This window comes from Peptoniphilus sp. HMSC075B08 (assembly GCF_001815405.1).
Classification (GTDB): domain Bacteria; phylum Bacillota; class Clostridia; order Tissierellales; family Peptoniphilaceae; genus Peptoniphilus_A; species Peptoniphilus_A harei.
In genome coordinates this window covers 143,291-165,684 of record NZ_KV820448.1, presented here as the reverse complement: position 1 = coordinate 165,684, position 22,394 = coordinate 143,291, and the positions used below count along the sequence as shown (strand labels likewise).

The 22,394-nt window shown below is 30.5% G+C and carries 20 protein-coding genes; 3 read left to right on the top strand and 17 right to left on the bottom strand.

Translation table 11 applies throughout. The features are described from left to right. Positions 1 to 2: 2 nt before the first annotated feature. The 6 genes from gatC to HMPREF3023_RS04390 form a co-directional block, all read right to left on the bottom strand. Positions 3 to 284 (bottom strand): Asp-tRNA(Asn)/Glu-tRNA(Gln) amidotransferase subunit GatC, encoded by a 282-nt coding sequence (gene gatC, locus HMPREF3023_RS04415; protein ID WP_070701122.1) that lies wholly within the window; start codon positions 282 to 284, stop codon positions 3 to 5. Further along, positions 277 to 2,274 carry an NAD-dependent DNA ligase LigA gene (gene ligA / locus HMPREF3023_RS04410; protein WP_070701120.1) on the bottom strand — a complete coding sequence of 666 codons (1,998 nt, stop codon included), beginning with the start codon at positions 2,272 to 2,274 and terminating at the stop codon, positions 277 to 279. The genes gatC and ligA overlap by 8 nt, the downstream gene beginning before the upstream one ends. Before the next feature lie 10 nt (positions 2,275 to 2,284). After that, positions 2,285 to 4,489: an ATP-dependent helicase gene (locus HMPREF3023_RS04405; protein WP_070701118.1), complete on the bottom strand. Its 2,205-nt coding sequence runs from the start codon at positions 4,487 to 4,489 to the stop codon at positions 2,285 to 2,287. 46 nt (positions 4,490 to 4,535) lie between these two features. Next, positions 4,536 to 5,216 carry a tRNA threonylcarbamoyladenosine dehydratase gene (locus HMPREF3023_RS04400; RefSeq protein ID WP_070701116.1) on the bottom strand — a complete coding sequence of 227 codons (681 nt, stop codon included), beginning with the start codon at positions 5,214 to 5,216 and terminating at the stop codon, positions 4,536 to 4,538. Positions 5,217 to 5,263: 47 nt separating this feature from the next. Continuing rightward, positions 5,264 to 6,346 carry an S-layer homology domain-containing protein gene (locus HMPREF3023_RS04395; RefSeq protein WP_070701114.1) on the bottom strand — a complete coding sequence of 361 codons (1,083 nt, stop codon included), beginning with the start codon at positions 6,344 to 6,346 and terminating at the stop codon, positions 5,264 to 5,266. A 108-nt stretch (positions 6,347 to 6,454) separates the two neighbouring features. Further along, positions 6,455 to 8,497 (bottom strand): S-layer homology domain-containing protein, encoded by a 2,043-nt coding sequence (locus tag HMPREF3023_RS04390; protein ID WP_070701112.1) that lies wholly within the window; start codon positions 8,495 to 8,497, stop codon positions 6,455 to 6,457. Between the two features lie 212 nt (positions 8,498 to 8,709). On the opposite strand from HMPREF3023_RS04390, the gene HMPREF3023_RS04385 reads away from it, so the two are divergent. The 3 genes from HMPREF3023_RS04385 to HMPREF3023_RS04375 are packed head-to-tail and all read left to right on the top strand — an operon-like array spanning position 8,710 to position 10,139. Then, positions 8,710 to 9,522, top strand: coding sequence for a precorrin-2 dehydrogenase/sirohydrochlorin ferrochelatase family protein (locus HMPREF3023_RS04385; RefSeq protein WP_070701110.1), 813 nt, complete (start codon positions 8,710 to 8,712; stop codon positions 9,520 to 9,522). Between the two features lie 25 nt (positions 9,523 to 9,547). Beyond that, positions 9,548 to 9,835, top strand: coding sequence for a cupin domain-containing protein (locus HMPREF3023_RS04380; RefSeq protein ID WP_070701108.1), 288 nt, complete (start codon positions 9,548 to 9,550; stop codon positions 9,833 to 9,835). Continuing rightward, positions 9,828 to 10,139, top strand: a complete 312-nt coding sequence (locus HMPREF3023_RS04375) for a CC/Se motif family (seleno)protein (protein ID WP_070701106.1) — start codon at positions 9,828 to 9,830, stop codon at positions 10,137 to 10,139. Before HMPREF3023_RS04380 ends, HMPREF3023_RS04375 begins: the two co-directional genes overlap by 8 nt. 68 nt (positions 10,140 to 10,207) lie before the next feature. On the opposite strand, the gene ppsA is transcribed toward HMPREF3023_RS04375, so the two are convergent. The 11 genes from ppsA to aroF all read right to left on the bottom strand — a co-directional run bounded on the left by ppsA (position 10,208) and on the right by aroF (position 22,394). After that, positions 10,208 to 12,550: a phosphoenolpyruvate synthase gene (gene ppsA / locus HMPREF3023_RS04370; RefSeq protein ID WP_070701104.1), complete on the bottom strand. Its 2,343-nt coding sequence runs from the start codon at positions 12,548 to 12,550 to the stop codon at positions 10,208 to 10,210. Positions 12,551 to 12,604: 54 nt separating this feature from the next. Further along, a complete protein-coding gene (locus HMPREF3023_RS04365) occupies positions 12,605 to 13,138 on the bottom strand; it encodes a class IV adenylate cyclase (RefSeq protein WP_070701102.1) in 534 nt (177 codons plus the stop codon). Next, positions 13,138 to 13,821, bottom strand: a complete 684-nt coding sequence (locus tag HMPREF3023_RS04360; protein ID WP_070701100.1) for a metallophosphoesterase — start codon at positions 13,819 to 13,821, stop codon at positions 13,138 to 13,140. The genes HMPREF3023_RS04365 and HMPREF3023_RS04360 overlap by 1 nt, the downstream gene beginning before the upstream one ends. 7 nt (positions 13,822 to 13,828) lie before the next feature. Further along, positions 13,829 to 16,072, bottom strand: a complete 2,244-nt coding sequence (locus HMPREF3023_RS04355) for an ATP-binding protein (protein ID WP_070701098.1) — start codon at positions 16,070 to 16,072, stop codon at positions 13,829 to 13,831. Continuing rightward, positions 16,062 to 17,081: a metallophosphoesterase family protein gene (locus HMPREF3023_RS04350; protein ID WP_070701096.1), complete on the bottom strand. Its 1,020-nt coding sequence runs from the start codon at positions 17,079 to 17,081 to the stop codon at positions 16,062 to 16,064. Before HMPREF3023_RS04350 ends, HMPREF3023_RS04355 begins: the two co-directional genes overlap by 11 nt. 74 nt (positions 17,082 to 17,155) lie before the next feature. Then, a complete protein-coding gene (locus tag HMPREF3023_RS04345; protein ID WP_070701094.1) occupies positions 17,156 to 17,707 on the bottom strand; it encodes an isochorismatase family protein in 552 nt (183 codons plus the stop codon). A gap of 13 nt (positions 17,708 to 17,720) precedes the next feature. Beyond that, entirely contained in the window at positions 17,721 to 18,632 is a 912-nt protein-coding gene (locus HMPREF3023_RS04340) for a 1-phosphofructokinase family hexose kinase (protein WP_070701091.1), read from the bottom strand. 5 nt (positions 18,633 to 18,637) lie between these two features. Further along, a complete protein-coding gene (locus HMPREF3023_RS04335) occupies positions 18,638 to 20,302 on the bottom strand; it encodes a phospho-sugar mutase (protein WP_070701089.1) in 1,665 nt (554 codons plus the stop codon). Between the two features lie 2 nt (positions 20,303 to 20,304). Continuing rightward, positions 20,305 to 20,775 carry a Cys-tRNA(Pro) deacylase gene (gene ybaK / locus HMPREF3023_RS04330; RefSeq protein WP_070701087.1) on the bottom strand — a complete coding sequence of 157 codons (471 nt, stop codon included), beginning with the start codon at positions 20,773 to 20,775 and terminating at the stop codon, positions 20,305 to 20,307. A 133-nt stretch (positions 20,776 to 20,908) separates the two neighbouring features. After that, positions 20,909 to 21,622 carry an aminotransferase class IV gene (locus HMPREF3023_RS04325; RefSeq protein ID WP_070701085.1) on the bottom strand — a complete coding sequence of 238 codons (714 nt, stop codon included), beginning with the start codon at positions 21,620 to 21,622 and terminating at the stop codon, positions 20,909 to 20,911. Next, the gene (gene aroF, locus HMPREF3023_RS04320; protein WP_070701323.1) at positions 21,606 to 22,394 is read right to left on the bottom strand and encodes a 3-deoxy-7-phosphoheptulonate synthase; all 789 of its coding nucleotides are present in this window, start codon (positions 22,392 to 22,394) and stop codon (positions 21,606 to 21,608) included. Before aroF ends, HMPREF3023_RS04325 begins: the two co-directional genes overlap by 17 nt.

The following is a 22,394-nucleotide window of genomic DNA, read 5'->3' as shown; positions in this document are numbered from 1 at the left end:
TCCTATTCTACAAACTTTATTAGTTTAAAATAACCGTATTTTTTAGTAGCGGCATTTTCTAGTGCCTCTTCTTGAGAAAGAGACTCTCCAGTTTTATCTTCACGAATATTGTTTTCTGTTCCATTGACTTGGAATACTTCTTCAACACCCTCAGTATCAACTTCTTTTATCTTATTTACTAGTTCAATAATTTCATCAAAATTTGGTGCAAATTTTTCTAGTTCTTCATCAGAAAAATCGATTTGAGCAATATTTGCTATATGCCTTATGTCTTCCTTATTCATTTAAACCTCCTACTAAATTATCAAGTTCTTCTAAACTTAAAATTTCTATTTTTAAATCTCTCGCTTTATCATACTTAGATCCTGGATTTTCTCCAACTACAAGGTAGTCAGTATTTTTACTTACAGAACCTGTCACTTTAGCTCCAAGAGATATTAATTTTTCTTCAAGCTCTTTTCTAGGAATTTCAAGAGTACCTGTTAAGACGAAAGTTTTTTTATCAAGGGGCTTAGGTCCATTACTATCATCTTCATAAAGTGGACTAATCCCCAAATCAAATAATTCATTTACTGAGTTAACAATTCTTTCATCGTGGAAAAACTCCACTATTTCTTTAGCCGTTATGCTTCCAATATCTCCAATATAAATAAGCTCATCTTCCTTAGAATTTTTTAATTTGTCAAAGGTCTTAAAGTAATTAGCTAAGTCTCTGGCAGTTTTTATCCCAACATTAGGTATACCAAGAGCATAAATGAAGTTTGACAAATGAGGATGCTTTGAATTTTCAATTGCATTTAAAAGATTATTTGTCCTCTTTTCTTTAAAACCTTCTATTTTAATTATATCTTCATATTTTAGCTTGTAAACATCTGGGATTTCTTTTAACCCTACAGTTCCCATTAACTTTTCTATTGTCTTTTCACTAAAGCCTTCTATATCCATTGCATCTCTAGATGCAAAATGAGTGAGCCTTGATACCAGTTGGGGAACACATGATAGTGTGTTAGGACAAAATATATGGACACCATCTTGGTATAAGTGAGAACCACAATATGGACAAATTTTAGGTTTTTCTATTTCATGAGTTTCATTATCACTTGGAAGGGTACCAAGAATTTCTGGAATAACATCGTTAGACCTTCTAATTAAAACTCTTGAACCAATCCTAACTTTTTTCCTAAGTATATCGTCATAATTATTTAGAGTAGCCCTTTGTACTGTGACGCCACCAATATCTACTGGCTCAAGTATAGCAGAAGGTGTTACCTTTGCAGTACGTCCGACATTCCAGACTACATCAAGTAGAGTTGTCGATATTTCCTCTGCCTCAAACTTATATGCAATTGCCCAACGAGGAAACTTATTTGTATACCCTAAAGCTCTTCTAGTTTCAATATCATTAACTTTTATCGTTACACCATCGATTAAGATATCTAATTTATTCCTATTTTCACCTATTTCCTGAATCTTTTTTATTATTTCAGAAAATTTCTTGAGTTTATAATTGTATTTTGAGACATTAAAATTGTTTTCTTTTAAGAATTTTTTCATCTCATCATCTGATTTAAAGATATCTTCTTCAATATAACCAACATTATAAAAATAAGCTGTTAAGTTTCTTTTCTTAGTAACTTTAGGGTCAAGATTTCTCAATGCTCCAGCAGCGGCATTTCTTGCGTTTTTTAATTTTTCTTCATTTTCTTGGTTATACTTCTCAAGTTCAGATAGGGGCATCAATCCTTCACCCTGAACTTCTATTTTACCAGAATAAGAAATCCTCAAAGGAACTGAATAGATAGTCTTAACTTGCTCCAAAATCTCTTCTCCAACTATTCCGTTACCTCGTGTTGATGCCATTATAAGATTTTGGTTTTCATAAGTTAAATTAATAGTAAGACCATCAAATTTAAGTTCGATTATAAATTCTGGTTCTGGTAATTTATTAATATTATTTTCATTATAATTATTTACAAATTTTTCTATCCTATTATACCAAGCAAGAAGGGCATCATCTCCCTGGGCCTTATCCATAGAATAAAGTCTTCCAAGATGAGTGTGCTTTTCAAACTTACTTAGGACAGCCCCTCCTACTCTTGTTGTGGGAGAATATGACAAGACTGTACCACTTTCATTTTCAAGATTAACTAACCTATCATAAAGTTTGTCGTACTCAGCATCGGATAAAAGTGGATCATCAAGAGTATAGTAATGGTAGTTTAATTTATCAATTTCTTTTATTAAATCTTCCATTTCTTTTATTTTATTATTCATAGGTCACCAACTAATCTATTAATTTAATAGGAGCAACTGAAAGCATAAGCCTCTTTAAACCCTTTTTGTCAAAGGAAATAACAACTTCGTAGTCTCCATTTTTTTCTTTCTTTTGCACTACCATGCCCTTGCCAAATAATTTGTGCTTTACCTTATCTCCAACATTGATATTTTTATCCATGGACTTAGGTGCAGCCTTCTTTGTTTCAGTTTTCTTTTCCATTCCAAAGAATTTATTTTTTCTATTAACTGAAGACTTATTTCCTTCATTATAATCACGGACTTCTAATAATTCTCTAGACTTATCTTCAATGATTTCTATCTTATCGCCCATTTCACCGATAAATCTACTTCTTTTTGCTGGAGTCAACTTTCCATACATAGACCTAGTTCGAGAAGATGAGATAAATAGATTGTTGCAAGCTCTTGTAACTCCTACATAACAAAGTCTTCTTTCTTCCTCAACTTCCTCTTCACTTTCCATAGACCTGCTACTTGGGAAGAGACCTTCCTCTAGGCCGACTAAGAATACCGTAGAAAATTCAAGCCCTTTAGCTGCATGCATAGTCATAAGATTTACTCCACTATCTTCAGATGTTTTATCAACATCTGAAAGTAGAGATAGGGTATTTAAGTATTCGGCAAGTTCAACGCCTTCCCTGTCATATTCCATTATATTGGAATGGAGTTCTTCAATATTTTCGAGCCTAGTCTTAGCTTCAATTGTATTTTGATTTTTTAAATCTTCTACATAACCACTTTCATAGAGAACTTCTTCAAATAGCTTACCTATTGAAAGTTTATCTACCCTATCCTTTAAAATCTTTAAGATATTGCCAAATTCCCTTACATTTTTTCTTGCTCTAATATTTAAATCTTCAAACTTATCAATATTAGTAACCACATCGTAAAGAGACAGACCATTGTTATCAGCATAGTCTATCAAATCAGATAGAGATGTATCTCCTATTCCTCTCTTTGGCCTATTTATAATTCTAGCTAAGCTTACATTGTCATCAGTGTTATTTAAAATTCTTAGGTAAGCTAAAACATCCTTGACTTCCATTCTATCGTAGAATTTTAAGCCACCGACAATCTTATAAGGTATCCTTTCTCTGACTAGGGCCTCTTCAAATCCTCTTGACTGAGCGTTGGTTCTATATAAAATAGCCATGTCTTTAAACTCTTCACCCTTGTAGTGAAGTCCAATTATCTTATTTATTACACCATATTCTTCTTCATTTGAATGAGGAAATTCTCTATATACAACATCTTTACCTTCATTCCTTGAAGTCCAAAGGTTTTTATCAATCCTAGATGAGTTGTTTTCTATTACCTTATTAGCTACTTCAAGAATTTTTTGAGTTGATCGATAATTTTGCTCTAGTTTTACAATTTTTGCACCAGGGAAATCTTTGTGGAAATTTAAAATATTATTTATATCAGCTCCACGCCACTTATAAATAGATTGGTCATTATCCCCAACAACTGTTAAGTTTGGATCCTTTCCCGCAACTAATTTTATAAACTCATACTGTATTTTATTTGTATCTTGGTATTCATCAACAAATATATACTGGAACTTATCTATATAAAATTCCCTAACCTCTTCATAATCTCTCAAAATATCAACTGTCTTTATTAAAAGGTCATCAAAGTCTAAGGCATTATTATTTGCTAACTTTTTTTCATAAATCTCATAAATTTTCCCAAGATTTTCTTTGAAAAAGTTGCTTTTATTTAAATCCATATATTCTTTAGGACTAAGGCCTTCACTCTTTATATTAGAAATATCATTTACAAGAGATCTTGGTTTATAAATATCCCTATCAAGGCCAAGTTCAGCAACTGCTTCTTTTACAACAGTAATTTGGTCGTCCCTATCGTAAATAGTAAAGCTTGAGCTGTAACCTATCTTATCAATGTTTTTTCTAAGTATCCTAACACAAATTGAGTGAAAAGTTCCAATCCACATTGAGGAGATGTCTTCATCGATTAAATTTGCAACTCTCTCTCTCATTTCATTGGCAGCTTTATTTGTAAAGGTAATAGCCAAAATTCTCCATGATGGAACTTGTAATTCTTCAATTAAATATGCAATTTTAGAAGTAACTACTTTGGTTTTGCCACTTCCAGCTCCTGCTAAAATAAGTAGGGGACCTTCTGTTGCCAAAAGAGCTTCTTTCTGTTTATCATTTAGTGTATTTATATCCATGACTTCTCCTTACTGCTAATTATTATATGTTTTTTTACCCATATTTTCAACTTTTTAGGATATCTCTAATGACATGAGAGGCCAATACCATTCCACAAACTGGAGGAACAAAAGAGATTGATCCAGGTGTTCTGTCACCAGTTTTAATTGGGAGTTCAGTAGAACAAACAACTTTTAATTTTTTTATTCTCATTTCCTTTAGCTTCTTCCTCATAATTTTTGCAACAGGATCATTTTGAGTCTTTTCAATATTCATCACTTGAAACTTAGTTGGGTCAAGTCTATTTCCCGCACCCATAGCTGAAATTATTTTTATATTTTTGTCGTAAGCTTCCTTAATAATTAAGAGTTTAGAAGTAATTGTGTCAATGGCATCAACTATATAGTCATAATTTTCAAAATCTATTTCATTAATATTTTCATCGTTAATAAATAAATCATATTTTTTTATCTTTAAGTCTGGATTAATATCAAGAAGCCTTTCTTCACATGCATCGACCTTTCTCATGCCAAGAGTCTTCATCGTCGCAAAAATTTGTCTATTTACATTTGTAATCTCATACTCATCTCCATCGACAAGGCCAACTTTTCCAATTCCAGCTCTTACTAGAGATTCGACACAAGCTCCGCCAACTCCGCCAAGCCCAAATACTAAAATAGATTTATTTTTTAATTTATCAAGATCCTCTTTGGGAATCATTCTTTCAGTTCTACTTAAAAATTCCACTTTTCCTCCAATTTGAAAGGGCCGTCATATGAACAGCCCTTTTAATATTATTTTAATTTTATGTTTGTTAGACTATTTTCGCCAAGAATTCCACTACCCTCGACAATGTCATTTATATTATGTTTTCTAAAAGTGTTTACAGTTACAACTTGACCAGGACCAAAGCTTTCTGAATCAGATTCAGTAATTTTTATTCTGATAAAACTAACATTTTTACTGTCTATGATTTCAATAACTTGACCTTTAAAATTAATAGGAGTATTAGCTTCTGCCACTCCTAAATCAAAATCACTATCTTTAGATTCATTATTAGATTCATGGTTTACTAGGATAGATTCACTGTTATCATAAAGGTCATTGCTAGAAGAATTGTTCTCTTTATCAATCTTATTTTCTAAGTTGTTTTCTTCATGATTGACTAATAAATCTTCAGCCTTAACATCTTTTTCTTTTGTTATTTTATCCATATTATTGTTAACATATTCAAGAGATTTTGAAGTTAATACTGCAATTTCACTTCTTCTAATGGCGAAATTACCATTAAATTTACCTTCAGATCCTGTACTTGTAAAAATATTAGAATTAACAAGACTTGGAAGATATTCAAGTGTAAGAGGATGAATTTTCTTCATGTCCTTATACTTTAAGTTACTTGTATCAGAAGACTTATCAATGTTTAAAGCCCTTGCAAAATAAACAGCAATTGTATTCCTGTTAGGGTAAACTTTGTTTTCTAAAAATCCTCTTTCACGAGCACTTGTTAAAGTTTTTTCTGTAATAGTGCCATGGTATAAGTTAAAGCAAATTGCATCTCTCGCCCAGTCTATTACACCATTTGCATTTACAGTTTCCATATAAGTTTCTCTTGCTAAATTCATGTCTTCTTCACTAGGATTTAGAAGAGTTTTTAAAATTTGCATGGTTTCTAAGAAACTCACAGGATTATTCGGCCTAAAGCTTCCATCTTCATATCCATTTATAATATTTTGGTTAGATAGTTCTTCAACATATTTATATGCCCATTCCGTCTTTCCACTATTTTTTACATCTGTAAAAGATTTAGCGAAAATATTTCCTGGTGCTAATAATACACAAAGGACTAAATTTATAGCTATAATTTTCTTTTTCATATTATCACTCCGTCATAAATTATAGCATAAAGCAAGAAATTTAAAAAATAATTAAGTATAAAATTCAACAAAAAAAGAAGCCTCAAAAGGCTCCTTCTAATTCAAAATTTACTTGTAAGTGAAAACATCACTATTTCTAGATGAATTATCAGTATTTCTAGAAGAGTTTCTTTCTAATTGCTTGAATGTATAGAAATTTCTTCTTTCTCGTATACTATTGACTTGATCTAACTCATAGTAACCTGTGTTTCCTACAACTTCCTCTATATTTAGTTGTTGTATATTAGATCTTTCGTCAAGATATCCATTAGCTAGAAATACATCGTTTAAAAGAACATTACCCTCCAATGAAAGGTTAATTGTTTCACCTGGTTTAATCCTATTGTTATCTGATTGAATAACTTTTAAAGTAACAGCATAAGTGTTAAATTGATTTGATGTTTTATTAGCTCTTAGAACTTGGAACATTGTATTAAACTGTAAATCTTTATTTACAATGTTAATTTCTTCAACTTTTCCATTGTCGTTAAGTTTTAAGTTAACAGTCTTACCTCTTAAGAAATCTTCTGTTACAGAGTTGACTCTAATACCGCCTTCTCTAATTATTGGATCTTTTACTAATGAATAAGTTTTATATCCACCACTGTTAAGTTCCAATTCAATATAAGGGTCAGATGATTTTCTATAATAATCAAAAGTAGTTTCATATAACGAAACATTTCTTACTCTTCCCATTGCTAATCCATTATTTTGATCGTCAGATTTTCCAATTAGAACTTTATACTTAACATAGAAAGTAACATTATCGTTTAAAGATACATCATTTAATCTATTTGTCTCATTTGTAATATAGAACTCATATGTTTTTCCATCGCTTAATTTTAATTTAATTGATGCTTTATCCTTGTTAGTGTTTTCCATAGAAACTATTTGACCTTTTACATAAGCTTCCTTAGGGAAAACTGTGATTTCAGTTATCTTATTATCGGCATTAGTCTTAAATTCAACTAAGTCATCTACAGCGATATCTTCAAGTTTTAAATCTTTTCCATAAGCTTTGATTTTAACATTTTTGTCTAAATCAAAAGTCTTTGTATCAGATGTTGAAATTTTTGAAGTTGTTCTAAAGTTAAGTGAATCTGAGTTGTCTCTATATCTAAGTGTTATTTGATTATTTCCCTTAGAATTTACATAACCCACCATGTCAAGCATTGCATTTGTAACTGTAATAGTTTTTGCTGTACCTTCTCTTTCACCAGTTTTTGCCTTAGTATACTCTATTTCAACTTCTTGACCAGCTTTTATGTCTTCAAGTTTGATATCTTTATCTTTTAGCTTGTATTTTGTGTTGTTATCGATGTCAAAGGAGTACTTAGTGCCCTTGTTTTCAATAATAACTACATTTACGTTATTTAGTTTAGATGAAAGCACAACTGTACCCTTCATCTTTTCTGTTTTTGCTTCAATTTTATTTTTTTCTGCATAGTCAAAAGATGCTTTTGTTATTATCGCAGTTTCAGCACGAGTAATTGGTCTGTCACCTTCAAAGTTTCCATCAGAACCTGTTGCAGTAAAAATCTTTGCTTCTACAAGAGAAGATAAGTAACCCTTAAGAGTGTCGCTTAATTTGTCCTTGTCGTTATGTTTTAAAAGATTTGTGTTTCCATTTGGACTTAATTGTAAAGCTCTTGCAAAGAAGATTGCAATATCTCCCCTGCTTGGGTATTCTCTTTGGCTAATCTTAAAGAAACCTCTTTCATTTGCTTTCTTTAAAGAGTTTTCGTCAAGATAACCTCTGTCAAGAGCAAGGCATACAGCTTCTTCTGCCCATTTATTTACTCCATTATCTTTAGCCATCTTAGAATATTTTGTTGTGGCATTTTTAATCTCTTCATCACTTGGTCTTAACACTTGTTTTATAAGTTGTAAAAGTTCTTCAAGTGACACTGATTCTCCTGGTTTAAATTCACCATCAGGGTGTCCACTAATTACATTTTTATCACTTAATATATCGATCGCATCGTAAGCCCAAGAGTATTTATTATTTTTCTTCTTTACATCCTTGAACTCTTTAGCAAAAGTTGCACTTGGTGCTAGCATTAAAGCAGCAAGTCCAAGAGCAGCTGCTCTTTTTAAATTATTGGATTTCATAATAAAACCTCCATTTATTTCTTTAATTACATCTTTTTAATATTATAACACATATTATCTTCTATGAAGTTTTCTTTTTATTAAAATTTTATTAAATCAATGCTTGAAACTTATAAAGTAAACTATTAACTGAATAATTTAGCTTATTATTTGGTATAATTAATTTAAGTGATACATACCTTAATGTAAAAAAATTTTAAAGGAGTGATACCATGCGTTACTTGCCAGTGAGTCTTGATACTCTTGACAGAAAAATCCTAATTTTAGGAGGAGGTTATCTCGCTTACTCTGCTCTAAAATCTGTTATTGATTCTGAAGCAGAAATTTATATGATTGGAGATTCTTTCATAAAAAATATTGTAAATATTGCCGAAAATTCCAATGAAAAAATCAAATTAAAGGAACGCCAAGTTGATAAGGACTTTATGTTCATGGGTTACGACTATGTTTTAATAGCTACTGAAGACTTTGAAATAAATGAAGCCTTGGAAAAAAGAGCTCTCTCAAGAAAAATGGTATATCAAAGATTTGATATTCTCTCTAAGTCTTTAATCTCTATTAATAAATCTATTGAAAGGGGTCCGTTGACCTTCTCCCTAAATAGTTCTAGGATTAACCCGACTGTTACTGATATAATTTTTGAAGATTTAGAAAGTTTTACTGAAAAATATAGTTTAGAAAAAATTAATATTTTAAATGAAATTAGATCAGAATTAGTTCGTAAAAATTCACAAAATATTGATGAAATAATTAGAAGACTTTATGAAAGTGAAACAATTAATCTTTCAACTTTCTTAGAAGAAATGCCTGATTACAAGATTGAAGATTTAAAATCTTCTGAGAATCTTATTAATTCCATAGAAAATGGTGAAAAAATCACGACAGAAAAAGAATCTACTATGGAAGATGATCAAATCATTAAAAAAAATCTAGATGATGCAAAAAATATATCTAGAGACAAGGATCTTAATAAAACAAAATTAAATTTAGATTCTTTTCATGATTTAGATAAGTTCAATAAGTAATTATTATTAAGAAAGGAAGTATAATATGATTGGTTATGTAGGAAGTATGCCTGGTAAAGTTTTTAAGGAAAAAGAGTTCACTCTTGTAAAAAAAGTTTTAGCTTCTGGAGAAATTATAGAAAATCACAACCATCCTGGTTTTACTGTTCTAGTAACTGTTGTTAAAGGTGAAATTAAAGTACTTTTAAATGAGGAAGAGGATAGAGAATTCGAGCCAGGTAAAGTTTTAAAATTTGACGGTGATAACTTTATATCAATTGAAGCTATTAAGGATAGCGAGTTTTTTGTTACTCTAATAAAAAAGAATGAGTGATTTGAAAATTAATATATCAAAGGAAGCCTCGGCTTATCTTAAAGAAAAAAATGAAGGAATAATTACTATCGATAAAATTACAAGTAAATCTTGTTGTGGCAGTGGACTGCCCTCTTCTGATGTATATATAGGTCCCTCTAAGAGACGTAATATAAATTATTCTATTTTAAAAGAAAATAATATTGAAGTATTTATTGATAAAGAGCTTATTTTCGTTGATGATATTTGTAATATAGATATTGTTAAGTTTCCCTTTACTAAAACTCTTGTAGCAAATTTCTTAGACTATAAAAGACTAATTTAATAAATATTTTTACAGAAAAACCTCATGAAATTAATCATGAGGTTTTCTTTTATAAAAAATTATTTTATTTACATTTGTCTAAGTTTTTTAAGAATTATTTTTTGTTCAACACTTGCAACAAGTCTTCTTGTGTAATCAACTGTGTCTGGGTTAACTGACATAGATGTAATTCCACATTCAACAAGGAATTCTGCAAGTTCTGGGTATTGGCTTGGGCCTTGACCACAAATTGAACAAGTGATTCCCTTCTTGTTTGCTGCATCGATTATTGTCTTAAGGGCAATTTTAACTGCATCGTTTCTTTCGTCAAAGTATCCCATGTTATTAAGGATTCCTGAGTCCCTATCAGCTCCCATAACAAGTTGAGTCAAGTCGTTAGATCCAATTGAGAATCCATCAACTAGTTCTGCAAATTCTTCTGCTTGAAGAACAACTGCTGGAACTTCTGCCATAATCCAAATCTTAAAGTTTTTAGATTGAACTAGGCCTTCTTCAGCCATTATTCCCTTAACAACCTTAAGTTCTTCTGGCGTTCTAACAAATGGAAGCATCACTATTACGTTAGTAAGTCCATATTCTTCTCTAACTTTTTTGATTGCTTGACATTCTAGTCTAAAGCCCTTTTCATATTCAGGAGAAATATATCTTGAAACACCTCTCCAACCAATCATTGGGTTAGCTTCAATTGGTTCTACTTCATCTCCACCCTTTAGACCTCTGAATTCATTTGTTCTAAAGTCACTTGTTCTAACAACAAGGTTCTTTGGATAAATTGCTTGAGCAACTTTAGAGATACCTTCAGCGAGTTTATCTACCATAAGGTCTCCTTGACCAGTTTTAACAAGATACATTGGGTGAGCACCAATCATATTAGTGAAGATAAATTCTGTTCTCATAAGGCCAATACCATCCATTGGTAGGTTCTTATATTTTTCAATTAGTTCTGGTTCGCCAAGATTCATATAAATCTTAGTAGCAGTTGTTGGTGCAAACATATTTCTAAGTTCATCAATATTTCCAAGGTTTGTTCCAGATGTTTGAGTTTCAGTTTTCTTTTCTTCTTTTTCTTTTAAAACTTCGCCTTCATAAACAATTCCTCTTACTGCGTCTACTGTAACAGTACCTCCAGTCTTTAGAGATTTTGTAGCATTTTTAGCTCCAACTATACATGGGATTTGTAATTCTCTTGATACTATAGCTGCGTGACAAGTTCTTCCACCTTCGTCAGTTACAACACCAGCACACTTTCTCATAGCAGGTACCATGTCAGGGTTTGTCATAGCAGTTACAAGAACATCTCCCTCTTCAACAAGGTTAATTTCAGAAATATCTTTAATAAGTTTTACCTTACCTCTTCCAATTCCTGGAGAAGCTGGTAGACCCTTACAAAGAGTTACTAATTTTTCTTCTTTTTCTTCTGCAAGAGTTGTAATTGGTCTTGATTGTAAGAAGTAAAATTCTTTTGTGTCTGTATCAAAGCCCCATTCAGTGTCTTGCACTGAACCATAAAGTTTTTCTACCTTAAGTCCTCTTTCAATAAGAGTGTCAAGTTCTTCTGGTGAAAGAGCTTCTGCCTTTATAGCATCTTCTCCTAGAACATCTTTTACATTTACAGTTCTAGTTCCAACACTATTTTCATTTTTTATAACCATGTATTCTTTTTCAGAAATACTTTTTTCGATTACTTTTTTAGTTTTTTTGTCAATTATATATTCATCTGGAGTAACAATACCAGATACAACAGCTTCACCAAGTCCGTAAGATGCGTTAATCATCATTTCATCTTTAGAGTTATTAATAGGGTTTGCTGTAAACATAACTCCTGATTTTTCAGAGTTAACCATTTTTTGAATTACAACAGAAAGAGCTACGTCGAAGTGATCATAGTTTTGTTTTTCTCTGTAATAGATTGCTCTAGAAGTCCAAAGTGATGCAAAACAATCTCTAATGTGGTTAAGTAGTTCTTCTTCTCCACTAATGTGTAAGTAAGTATCTTGTTGTCCTGCAAAGGATGCATCTGGAAGGTCTTCTGCAGTAGCAGATGATCTAACTGCAACTTCTGGATTTTTTACTCCAATGTCTTCAGAAAATTCTCTGTAAGCTCTTAAGATTTCTTCTTCAAGTCCTGGATCAAAGTCTTTTTCCTTAATTTTATTTTGGATTTCCTTTGATGCATTTGTAAGATCGTCAACATTCTCAACGTCAACAGCTTCCATTAAAAGTTTAACAACTTCATCAAGTTCTGCATATTTAATAAACTTAGTGTATGCTTCTGCTGTTACACAAAATCCTGGAGGCACTGGTAGACCAAAGCTAGTTAATTCGCCAAGGTTAGCTCCCTTTCCTCCAACAAGTCCTACATCATCTTTACCAATTTCATTAAACCATTTAATATAATTATACTTAGACATAATTCCTCCTTGTCACTTAAAAAATATTATAACACATTTATTATATATGTCACACTATTTTTTTAAAGATTTTCTAAGTTCATCAATGGACATAGTTGATACATTTTCTCTAGGTATCTCTAATTTATCTACTAAGTGATAAATATCCTCCATACTAGGAGCTTCTATCTCAACATAGGGCTTTGGATAAGTTTCTTTATCCCAAGTATCTATGTCAATGACAAATTTTTTATAGGAATATTTTTTTCTATTTTTATAACCTGTGTGATAAATGTCATATCCCAGGCACTTCAAAATATTTATTAAATCATCCACACTTGTGATTTCTGTTGTGTGTTCTATATTATCCCTAACTTTGAAGTCCGAAATATTTTCTTTAAATGTAAAATATTTTTTCTCGCCATCTGAAGTTTTAGTAACTCTAATTCTCAGATAGCCCTTCTTTTTATAAATTTTATGAGCGGTGGAATTAATTGTAATATTAGTTTGGTCCTCTTCTTTTACAAATTTACCACCTATTTTTTTAATCTTTTCTTCAAATTCTTCTACATCAATATCAAGAAGCTTTACTTCAATCTCTCTTTCCATTAGTCCTCCTCAATTATTTTTAAATTAAAATCTAAATAATCACTTGCAACAAAATTATAGTCAACACCTTCCATTTCTCCTTCGTAGGAGAACTTGTGACCCTTTCCATGAAGGTGACCATAAACACATTTTTCCACCTTATAATCAGCTAGCATCTGTGAGAATTCATTGAGACTTAAATCTTGATTAAAAGGAGGATAATGAATCATGGCAATTATTTTTTTATTTACGCATGAATCCAAAGAGTTTTTTAATCTCTGGACTTCTCTAAGATAAATTTTTTCATCATTTTCTGAAAACTCAAAAGAATCTCTAGCAGCCCATCCTCTTGTTCCACAAATAGAATAATTCTTGTATTCAAAAGAGTTGTTGTGGATGAAATGGATAGTCTTATAACCAAGATTATTCATCTTGTTTAAAGAAGACCACCAATAGTCGTGGTTCCCTTTGGAAATTATCTTGATACCAGGAAGCTCATCAATTCTTTTAAGGTCTAAACTTGCAGTATCGAGTTTAAGTGCCCAAGAAATATCACCTGGCAATAAGACTAAGTCATCATCTTTGACCATCTTCTTCCAATTTTCAATTATTTTTTCTTCATGATTTTCCCAATTATCTCCAAAAATATTCATGGGTTTTTCTTTTGTGTAGTCGAAGTGAAGATCTCCAATTGCGAATATCATATACACCTCAAATTTTTATTAAATTATATGCCATATTATTTTTATCTAAAATTTCTTTTTCCCTATTTGTACTTGTAAAAATCAGAACTTGTTGCTGACTTTCCAACATTTTAAGAGATTCCTTTAACCTCTTATCATCATAGGCATCAAAATGACTATCAAGTACTAGTGGAATTTCTTTGTCACTTATTATTTTTGATATAGAAAGACGAAAGGCCAGATAAATCTGATCAATTGTCCCCAGACTTAAAGAATCCAAATCAACGAAATCCTCTATATCCTTATCATAAACCCTTATGCCAAAAGTGTCATCAATTAAAATTTCTTCATATTTTCCATGAGTCATGCAACTTAGGTATTGTGAAATTTCTTTTTTCAAAAGAGGAAAAGTATTCTTTCGCTTAGACTTAACAAAGTCCTCCATTTTTTCAATAGATAATTCAAGTAATTCTTTTTTATATTCTAATTTTTCTAGCTTTTCAGTGATCTCACAAGATCTTTCATCTAAAACTCTTAACTTTTCTAGAGATTCATCAAGAGTTTTTAAGCTACCTTCTAAGTTTAAAATATTGTTTTTTTCCTTGTCTATTTTTTCTTGGATTTCTTCAATATTTTCTTCTTTGTACAGATCTCCACTTAAATTTTCTTTTTCCAGCTTCTCAATCCTATACTTATATTCACTAATCCTATTGTCATCTTTTTTATAATGAAATAGAGTTTTCAAACCTTTAATATTTTGAACTCCATATTTATTAAAAATATTTTCTAGGTTTTCTTCGTGTTCAAGAATTTTTTTCTTTGTATCCTCAATTTCTAAAGAATTTTTTTCCATCAATTCCCTAGTATATTCATTTCTTGAAATATTCTTAAAATTCTCTTGGAGCTTTGAATCAAAAAGTTCACTTAATTCTTTTTTATCTCTTGCACCATACTTGTTTAAAATTTCTGAGATTTCTTTATCAAATTCCTTTTTTATAAGAGTTTTTTCTTGGGACTTAATCCTATAATCTTGATATTTGTTTTTTAGTCTATTTAATAAGTCTTTGTTTTCCCTAAATTTTACTATCCTAAAGTAAGAATAAGTAAAAAATAAAATAGATACAATTGAAATTAAATATTTTTTGAAATAAAGTGAAATAAATATTACAGCTCCACCAATTATCATAGAGGACATAAATTTTAAAATATATTTAAAGATTTCTCTTTCAAGATTTTTTATGTCCCATGATATAATTTCCATTTCTTTAGAATAATTATTTTCATTTAAGACTTGTATCTCTCTATTTATTTCCTTATACCTCTTATAGTCTTCTTCTAAATCTAGGTCCACTTCAAAGTTTTTTTGCTCAGTGGATAAGAGATCATCAAGTCTACTAGAGTAGATTCCAAGTTCTTTATTTATCTCAATTGCTCTTTCAAGTTCAGATAATTTATAATCATTTTCTCCATTTGATTCATTAGTTTGGCATTCTTTTAACTTCGCCTTTAAGGTCTCAAGTTCAAAAAGCTTTCTACCCTTTAATTTATATTCAAGATTTTTTAATTTGTCCTTAGAAAGCTTATAGTCTTCAATAGAATTTTTATAAGTCTCCTTAAAACTTATAAAGTTTGCCTTATCTTTTGAAATTTTTTCCAATTCATCGTAGAATCTTCCGATTTCCGATGATTTTCTTCTTTTTGTCCCTAAATTGTAAAGATCTTCCTCCATTTTTTCTATTACTTTAGTTAAATCAAGGTTTTCATCTTCAGAAATAGAAAAATTATTAATCCTAGTTTTTAGTTCATCACTAGCATCATCTTCCAATTGACTGAGCCTTTGTCCAAGGTAAAAACTTGATTTATAAATTTTTCTATTTAATTCAAAAAATATTACACCTGGTTGAGGAATCCTTGAATATAAAAAATTTCTTTCATCATTTGAAAGGTCCTCACCTGTATTTAGATTTAAGATTGAAACTTCATCCTTGTCAAAGTCTCTGCTTATTCTATAGTCTTCTTCACCATCATTTAAAATAATATAACCCCTATATAAATTAGAAGACCAAGGCCTTGATTTTTCAAAAAGTTCGTCACGAACCTTTCTAGCTAAGGAGTCACGACTAAAACCATAAAAAATTCCATCTATAAAATTTGTTATAGTGGACTTTCCACCCTCATTTACTCCATAAATTAAGTTTATTCCATCTTGAAGCTCAATCTTTTTATCTTCAAATTTTCCGAAATTTAAAAGTCCTAATTCTTTAAATATCATAATATTGCTCCAAAATATATTTTTTAGAAAGTTCCTTCGCATCCATTTGAGTCTTACTAGAACCGAAGCTATTTAAGAATTCCAAGATATATTTATCTTCAATCTCAAAGTCTTCTTCTATATCGTATAGTTCATTTAATATTTCAAAATAAAAAGCATTTAAATTTTCTCGCAGAAAGTTTTCTAAATCTTCAGGATGTTTTGTCTCTCCCCTTAGTCTAATCCTATAAAGATTATCTTGGTAGATATTCTCTTGGATAGACCCTAAAATATCACTAAAGGTCATTTCCTTATTCAAATTTATTTCAAGATTTATAAACTCTCTCTTGGAAAAATTTTTAAATTCAAATGATTTTTTCTCATCATCCAGGTAAATTATCCCCCTCTTGCCTTCATCTTTAAAAGAAAGGGGAATTAAAGATCCAGAGTAGTAAGTGTTATCATACACCTTTGCCCTCTTGTGGATATGTCCGAGAGCGACATAGTTAAATTTTTGTAAAAAATCTTTACTAAGTGGTAAATATCTTTCATCTTTTAAGTCTGAATGAAAGAGACCAATATTTATAAATTCTTCGTCTAAATCTAAATCTCCAAAATTTCTATTAAAAGCATAAGAATCATAGGAAATTCCATAAATCCTAGTTTTTAATTCACTTAATTCAAAATAATCAAGATTGTTTTTAAATATATACAAATTCTCTGGTAGGTCTACTTTTAAAAATAAGTTGTCTTCTGAGAGATAATCATGGTTGCCAAAGGCAATAAATATTTTAGCCTTAACATTTCTTACTAAATCTAAAAATCTATTTAAATCTCTTAGGTTAAAATATTCTTTCTCGAATAAATCGCCAGCTATTAAAATAATATCTGCTTCAACTTCATTTGAAAATTCAAAAACTTCAAAGAGGGCACGCCAAGCATCCTCAAGAAGTTTATTTGAAACCTCGAGAGGTAGCTTTCCCTTATAAAGTTTTTTTAAATGTAAATCACCAGTGTGAATTATTTTCATTTTATCACCAAAATAATTATATCACAGATTATAAAAAAAGAGCCTCCACCTGGAAGCTCTAGTCTCTAAGTTTATTAAATTATTAATTTTTGTAAACTTTTAAATTCATCTGTGCCTGCAATACCTGCAAGGTCAAATAAAATTGTTTCTGTATTTGAAATCACTGCTCCCATTTCGCGAAGAAGTTCCATTCCGTTTTTAGAATTTTTTTCAGTCCTTGATCCCATTGCATCTTCTGCCACAAAAACTTCGTAATCTGCTTCTAGTAGGGCTCTAACAGTTTGGAATACACATATATGAGTTTCCATACCACATAGAACAACTTGTTTCTTGCCAAGTCTATCAAATTCTTTTTTTATTTCTTCGTCACCATAGGAGTTAAAAGTTAATTTATCAAATTCTTTTTTATCTTTAAGAGGAGCTTTTACCTCTTCATTAGTAAAGCCAAGTCCCTTAGGATACTGAACTGTGTAAATAGCTTCTGCTCCAATAGTGCTTGCTACTTTTGCCAAAACTGTTGAATTTTTTACTATCTCATCTCTGTTGTACATTGCCTTTAAGAGTTTATCTTGAATATCTATAAATGTAAAAACAACATCATCTCTATTTAATTTAAAATTTTTCATTATTCCTCCTGACTTATGAAATTTCTTCTACTTCTACACTATTCATAATTTTTTTAATAGCGCTCATCTCTATCTTATCCTTGTCTACAAAATTTTCCCACACTCCACAAGAGATTGCAAGTTTTATTGAAGTTATAAAATCATATTCTCTGTCAATTGCAATTGCAAGTCCAGACAATGATAGACCAGTATCAAATTTTTCAGTTAAAATTTTATTTTCTAACTTATCCTTATTTATATAGGCCCTATAATTTTTCTCTTCTGTAGAAATAATTGTTGCCCTTTTGCTATTTACAAAGACAATTTTAGTTCCTGATTCTATAAATTTTTTATTGTATTCAATTACTTCCCCAGTATAATTAATTTTTTTATCCTTCTCTATGTCTTTTTTATCAAACATTAAAATATAAGGATTTATTTTTTCCATTTCATCAAGATTTCTTGGGTTGACAGCAACTTTTACCTTGTTTTGATAACAAATTTTTACAAGTTTTTCATAAATATTATCATTTAAACCCTTTAAATCTATCTTTGGAATTACAACTATTTTTTTATTATATAGAGATCTTTCAAAAGAATTTAGAATATCTGACCTATCTTCCATGGTTATTCTTGGATCTTCAGTCCTATAAACTTTCTTAGAATCTTTTGATTTTATCAAAACTTCTTCAACATTTTCGTCTTTAAGACCTGTAAAGTTAACATCTATACCTAGCTGACTTAGGGACATGGCAATTTCTCTGCCTCTTTTGTTGCCCTTTAGCATAAATACTTCTGAGTCAATACCAAGCTTCTTTGCAAAAAGGGACATGTAAATTCCATGACCGCTGGGATAAATTTTTGAAGTTTCAATTAAATTCTCAGCTTCATCTTTTAAATTAAATTCTCTAACAATTTTTGGGTTAAAGTCGCAATAAAGAATCATTTTTTTCACCTACTTGTTTGGATTTTATCCATTATCTCTTCTTTCATAATATTAATTTTATCTTTTGCGTCTTTCTCATTATCAGACACTGCGTAAGCATAGATTTTTAATTTTGGTTCAGTGCCAGAAGGTCTTAAGGCAAACCAAGTTTCATCACCGAAATAAAATTTCAAAAGATCTTGTGGATTTTCTTTATCATCAATAAAGTCTTCTTTTCTCTTTAAATCACCTATTTTTTCAAAGGACTCAATTTCCCTAAAACTATCCATGATTTTTTTCATTGTACTGCTTCCATCTTTACCTTCAAAGTAAACTGAATCAAGATACTCTTCAAAATATCCATATTTTTTATAAATTTCTTCAATATAATCTTTAATTTTAAGATTTCTTTTCTTAAGGTATCCTGCCATTTCAGCAATTATCATGGAAGTTCCAACTGCATCTTTATCTCTAATGTGGTTCCCAATTACATATCCAATTGATTCTTCGTAACCATAGATAAAGTCATGTTCATGGCTTTCATCCCAAATGTTTGGTAAATTACAAATATTTTTAAAGCCTGTTAGAGTTTCAAAAACTTCAACTTCGTAGTTTTTTCCAATTTTTTTGATCAAGTCAGCACTTACCACTGTTTTGACAAAAGAAGGATTTTCTAAATTTTTATGAGCTTCCATTTCAAGTAAGAAGTTACCTAGGATAAATCCCATTTGATTTCCAGTAATTCTTAAAATTTCTTCTCCCATTTCAAGAACAGCTACCCTATCAGAGTCTGGGTCAGTTGCAATAATTATATCTGCAACTTCTTTTTTCGCAAGGTCAATAGCTTTATCAAAGGCCCTAATATCTTCAGGGTTTGGATTAGATACATTTGTAAAATCTCCATCAGGATTTTCTTGTTCAGGAACTACATGAACATTTTTAAATCCTCTTCTTGATAAAACCTTTCTTACAAATTTATTTCCACAACCACTTAAAGGGGTGTAAACAATTTTAATGTCCTTATCAATATCATCTGTTAAAGAAAGACTTAAAGTATCCTTATAGAAGGAATTTGTTATATTTTCTCCTAAAAATTTAATTTCTTTATAGTCTCCTAACTGTTTAAGTGAATCAAAGTCATAATCTAAGATATCTATTTCCTTTGATCTTGCCTCAATCTCTTCAGCAATATCATTTAGAATTTGTGATCCCTTTTCCCAGTAAAGTTTAAATCCATTGTAGTTCTTTGGATTGTGGGAAGCGGTAATCATTATTCCAGAGATTGTCTTTAAATATCTTATTGAATATGCTAGAAGTGGTGTTGGTGTAATTCCTGGAAATAAGTAAACTTTGATTCCTTTTTCTGCCAAAATTTTTGCTGTTAAAATAGAAAATTCATAAGACTGGTGTCTTATGTCACGTCCAATGACTACTCCCCTATTTTTTGCGTCTTCTCCAAGACTGTCTATTAATTCAGCAAGGGCAAGAGCCGTCTTACCAACCGTTAAATAATTCATCCTGTTTGTTCCAGGTCCAAGAATTCCACGAAGACCAGCTGTACCAAACTCTAGATCTTTGTAAAAGCTATCTTCAATTTCTTCTTCATTTGCTTGTATTTTTAATAATTGATTTTTTAATTTTGGGCTAACGCTTTTACTTGCAAGCCACTTTTTATAAATATCTCTATACATACTTACTCCTTTTTTATATCAGCAAATTCTCCATCGATTAGGTTTACTAATTCTTTAGGATTTAATTTTATTTGCATACCAACTTTTCCACCACTTACATAAAAGAAGTCCAAGTTTTCTGCTGATGAATCTATAAAAGTTTTAAATTCTTTTTTCATACCCACAGGTGAACATCCACCATGCACGTAACCAGTTAGTGGAAGAAGTTTCTTTTGAGGTATCATCTCAACTTTTTTTGATCCTGAAGCCTTTGCTGCCTTTTTTAAATCAAGTTCTGATGATACAGGAACAACAAAAACAAAATTTTCTCCTTCTTTTGATTCTGTTACAAGAGTCTTAAAAACCCTATCCTTATCTTCTCCTAATTTTTCTGCAACATCTACTCCACCTATTCCATCCTTAGTAGAATATTCTATTATTTCAAAATCTATATTTTCACTTTCAAGAATTCTCATTGCATTTGTTTTTTTCATTTAATCACCTTTTCATCTACATTAATTTTACAACAAAATAATATTTTCTTCATCTTTTTGAATGTTTTTGCTTTATAAGTGTATAAATTATGCAAATAAAAAAACTGGCTCTTAGCCAGCTTCTTAAAAAATATTAAAAACCATATTTTTTTAAATCAACTTGAATTAAATTAGTCTTATCTTCTTCGTTAAAAATAATATCATTTATAAGCGAAACATTTCTAACTCCCATTAAGGAGTTGGAAATAAAAGCCTCATCAAAATTTTTTAAATCATCTAAATAAATAATCTCTTCCCTAACTTTATAATTTTCTATAATAAAATCTCTCATGGTACCCTTTAGAAGTCCAGAAGAAATTACTGGTGTAAATATTTCTCCATCTCTTACAAAAAATATATTAGCAAAAGAAGTTTCACATACTTCTCCCCTCTCATTTATAAAAAGAGCAGAGTCGTATCCCTTATCTAATGCCAATCTGTGCTCCATAATATTTTCATAATAAGAAAGGCTCTTGTGATAAATCATTTTTGAAGAAGAGTTTCTCCTAACTTCAGAAACAATAAGTTTAAATCTTTTATTATCTTTTCTATAATTATCCTCTCGACTTGTAAGTATAAAATTTTTGTCAGATACAATAAGCTTTAGGGCGAAATTTTTATCCTCTGATGATTTTATATATTCTAAAATTTTTTCTTCTTCAATTTCCTTTGAAATGCCGAAAAATTCTAAGGACTTCTTCAGTCTTTCTAAATGTCTTTCCAGAAAGAGAGGCCTTCCATCCACTACTTTTATAGTTTCGAAGGCTCCCTTTCCAAAGGAGTAGCCATCATCAAATTCTATTTTCATTGAATTCCTCAAAATATTTTACAATTCTCTCGTAGGAGTCATAACCAATAGTTTGCGCTGCATCACTTTTTGCCTCATCAGGGTTCGGATGAACTTCAACCATTACACCATCAAGTCCTAAGGCAAGTATAGCCCTCACCATTGGTTCAATAAGTTCTCTCTTACCAGTTCCGTGACTTGGATCAACTATTACAGGATATCCAGTTTTTTCTTTTATCATGTAGGCCCCTGCAAGGTCAAGTGTATTTCTCATTTCAGTTTCAAAGGTTCTTATTCCTCTTTCGCAGAAAATTATATTTTCATTTCCTTCAACTTCAATATATTTTGCTGCCATTTCCCATTCTTTAAGAGTAGCAGAAAATCCTCTCTTTAAAATTACTGGCTTATTAGTCTTCCCAACTTTCTTAAGAAGAGCATAGTTATACATATTTCTAGACCCAATTTGAAATACATCCACATAATCTTTTATAAGTTCAACATGGTCTTCACTTAAAACTTCTGTGACAACAGGAACAGCAGCTTCCTTTGATGCTTCATTTAAAAATTTTACAGCTTCAAATCCCATTCCTTGAAAATCAAAGGGTGATGTTCTAGGTTTAAAAGCTCCACCCCTTACTATGTCAACACCAAATTTTTTTAAGTCTTTAGCCTCTTCTATTATGTGGTCACGTGATTCAATGGAGCATGGTCCAGCTATTAAAATTGGCTTGCCATCTCCTAAATTTATATCTTTAATTTTTACAATTTTATCTTTACTTAAGTTTTCTCTCAT

What these genes read in the sequence shown, in the direction of transcription:
- gatC (WP_070701122.1), bottom strand. Translation starts at nt 284, where the DNA reads ATGAATAAGGAAGACATAAGGCATATAGCAAATATTGCTCAAATCGAT.
- ligA (WP_070701120.1), bottom strand. Translation starts at nt 2,274, where the DNA reads ATGAATAATAAAATAAAAGAAATGGAAGATTTAATAAAAGAAATTGAT.
- HMPREF3023_RS04405 (WP_070701118.1), bottom strand. Translation starts at nt 4,489, where the DNA reads ATGGATATAAATACACTAAATGATAAACAGAAAGAAGCTCTTTTGGCA.
- HMPREF3023_RS04395 (WP_070701114.1), bottom strand. Translation starts at nt 6,346, where the DNA reads ATGAAAAAGAAAATTATAGCTATAAATTTAGTCCTTTGTGTATTATTA.
- HMPREF3023_RS04390 (WP_070701112.1), bottom strand. Translation starts at nt 8,497, where the DNA reads ATGAAATCCAATAATTTAAAAAGAGCAGCTGCTCTTGGACTTGCTGCT.
- HMPREF3023_RS04385 (WP_070701110.1), top strand. Translation starts at nt 8,710, where the DNA reads ATGCGTTACTTGCCAGTGAGTCTTGATACTCTTGACAGAAAAATCCTA.
- HMPREF3023_RS04380 (WP_070701108.1), top strand. Translation starts at nt 9,548, where the DNA reads ATGATTGGTTATGTAGGAAGTATGCCTGGTAAAGTTTTTAAGGAAAAA.
- HMPREF3023_RS04375 (WP_070701106.1), top strand. Translation starts at nt 9,828, where the DNA reads ATGAGTGATTTGAAAATTAATATATCAAAGGAAGCCTCGGCTTATCTT.
- ppsA (WP_070701104.1), bottom strand. Translation starts at nt 12,550, where the DNA reads ATGTCTAAGTATAATTATATTAAATGGTTTAATGAAATTGGTAAAGAT.
- HMPREF3023_RS04365 (WP_070701102.1), bottom strand. Translation starts at nt 13,138, where the DNA reads ATGGAAAGAGAGATTGAAGTAAAGCTTCTTGATATTGATGTAGAAGAA.
- HMPREF3023_RS04360 (WP_070701100.1), bottom strand. Translation starts at nt 13,821, where the DNA reads ATGATATTCGCAATTGGAGATCTTCACTTCGACTACACAAAAGAAAAA.
- HMPREF3023_RS04355 (WP_070701098.1), bottom strand. Translation starts at nt 16,072, where the DNA reads ATGATATTTAAAGAATTAGGACTTTTAAATTTCGGAAAATTTGAAGAT.
- HMPREF3023_RS04350 (WP_070701096.1), bottom strand. Translation starts at nt 17,081, where the DNA reads ATGAAAATAATTCACACTGGTGATTTACATTTAAAAAAACTTTATAAG.
- HMPREF3023_RS04345 (WP_070701094.1), bottom strand. Translation starts at nt 17,707, where the DNA reads ATGAAAAATTTTAAATTAAATAGAGATGATGTTGTTTTTACATTTATA.
- HMPREF3023_RS04340 (WP_070701091.1), bottom strand. Translation starts at nt 18,632, where the DNA reads ATGATTCTTTATTGCGACTTTAACCCAAAAATTGTTAGAGAATTTAAT.
- HMPREF3023_RS04335 (WP_070701089.1), bottom strand. Translation starts at nt 20,302, where the DNA reads ATGTATAGAGATATTTATAAAAAGTGGCTTGCAAGTAAAAGCGTTAGC.
- ybaK (WP_070701087.1), bottom strand. Translation starts at nt 20,775, where the DNA reads ATGAAAAAAACAAATGCAATGAGAATTCTTGAAAGTGAAAATATAGAT.
- HMPREF3023_RS04325 (WP_070701085.1), bottom strand. Translation starts at nt 21,622, where the DNA reads ATGAAAATAGAATTTGATGATGGCTACTCCTTTGGAAAGGGAGCCTTC.
- aroF (WP_070701323.1), bottom strand. Translation starts at nt 22,394, where the DNA reads ATGAGAGAAAACTTAAGTAAAGATAAAATTGTAAAAATTAAAGATATA.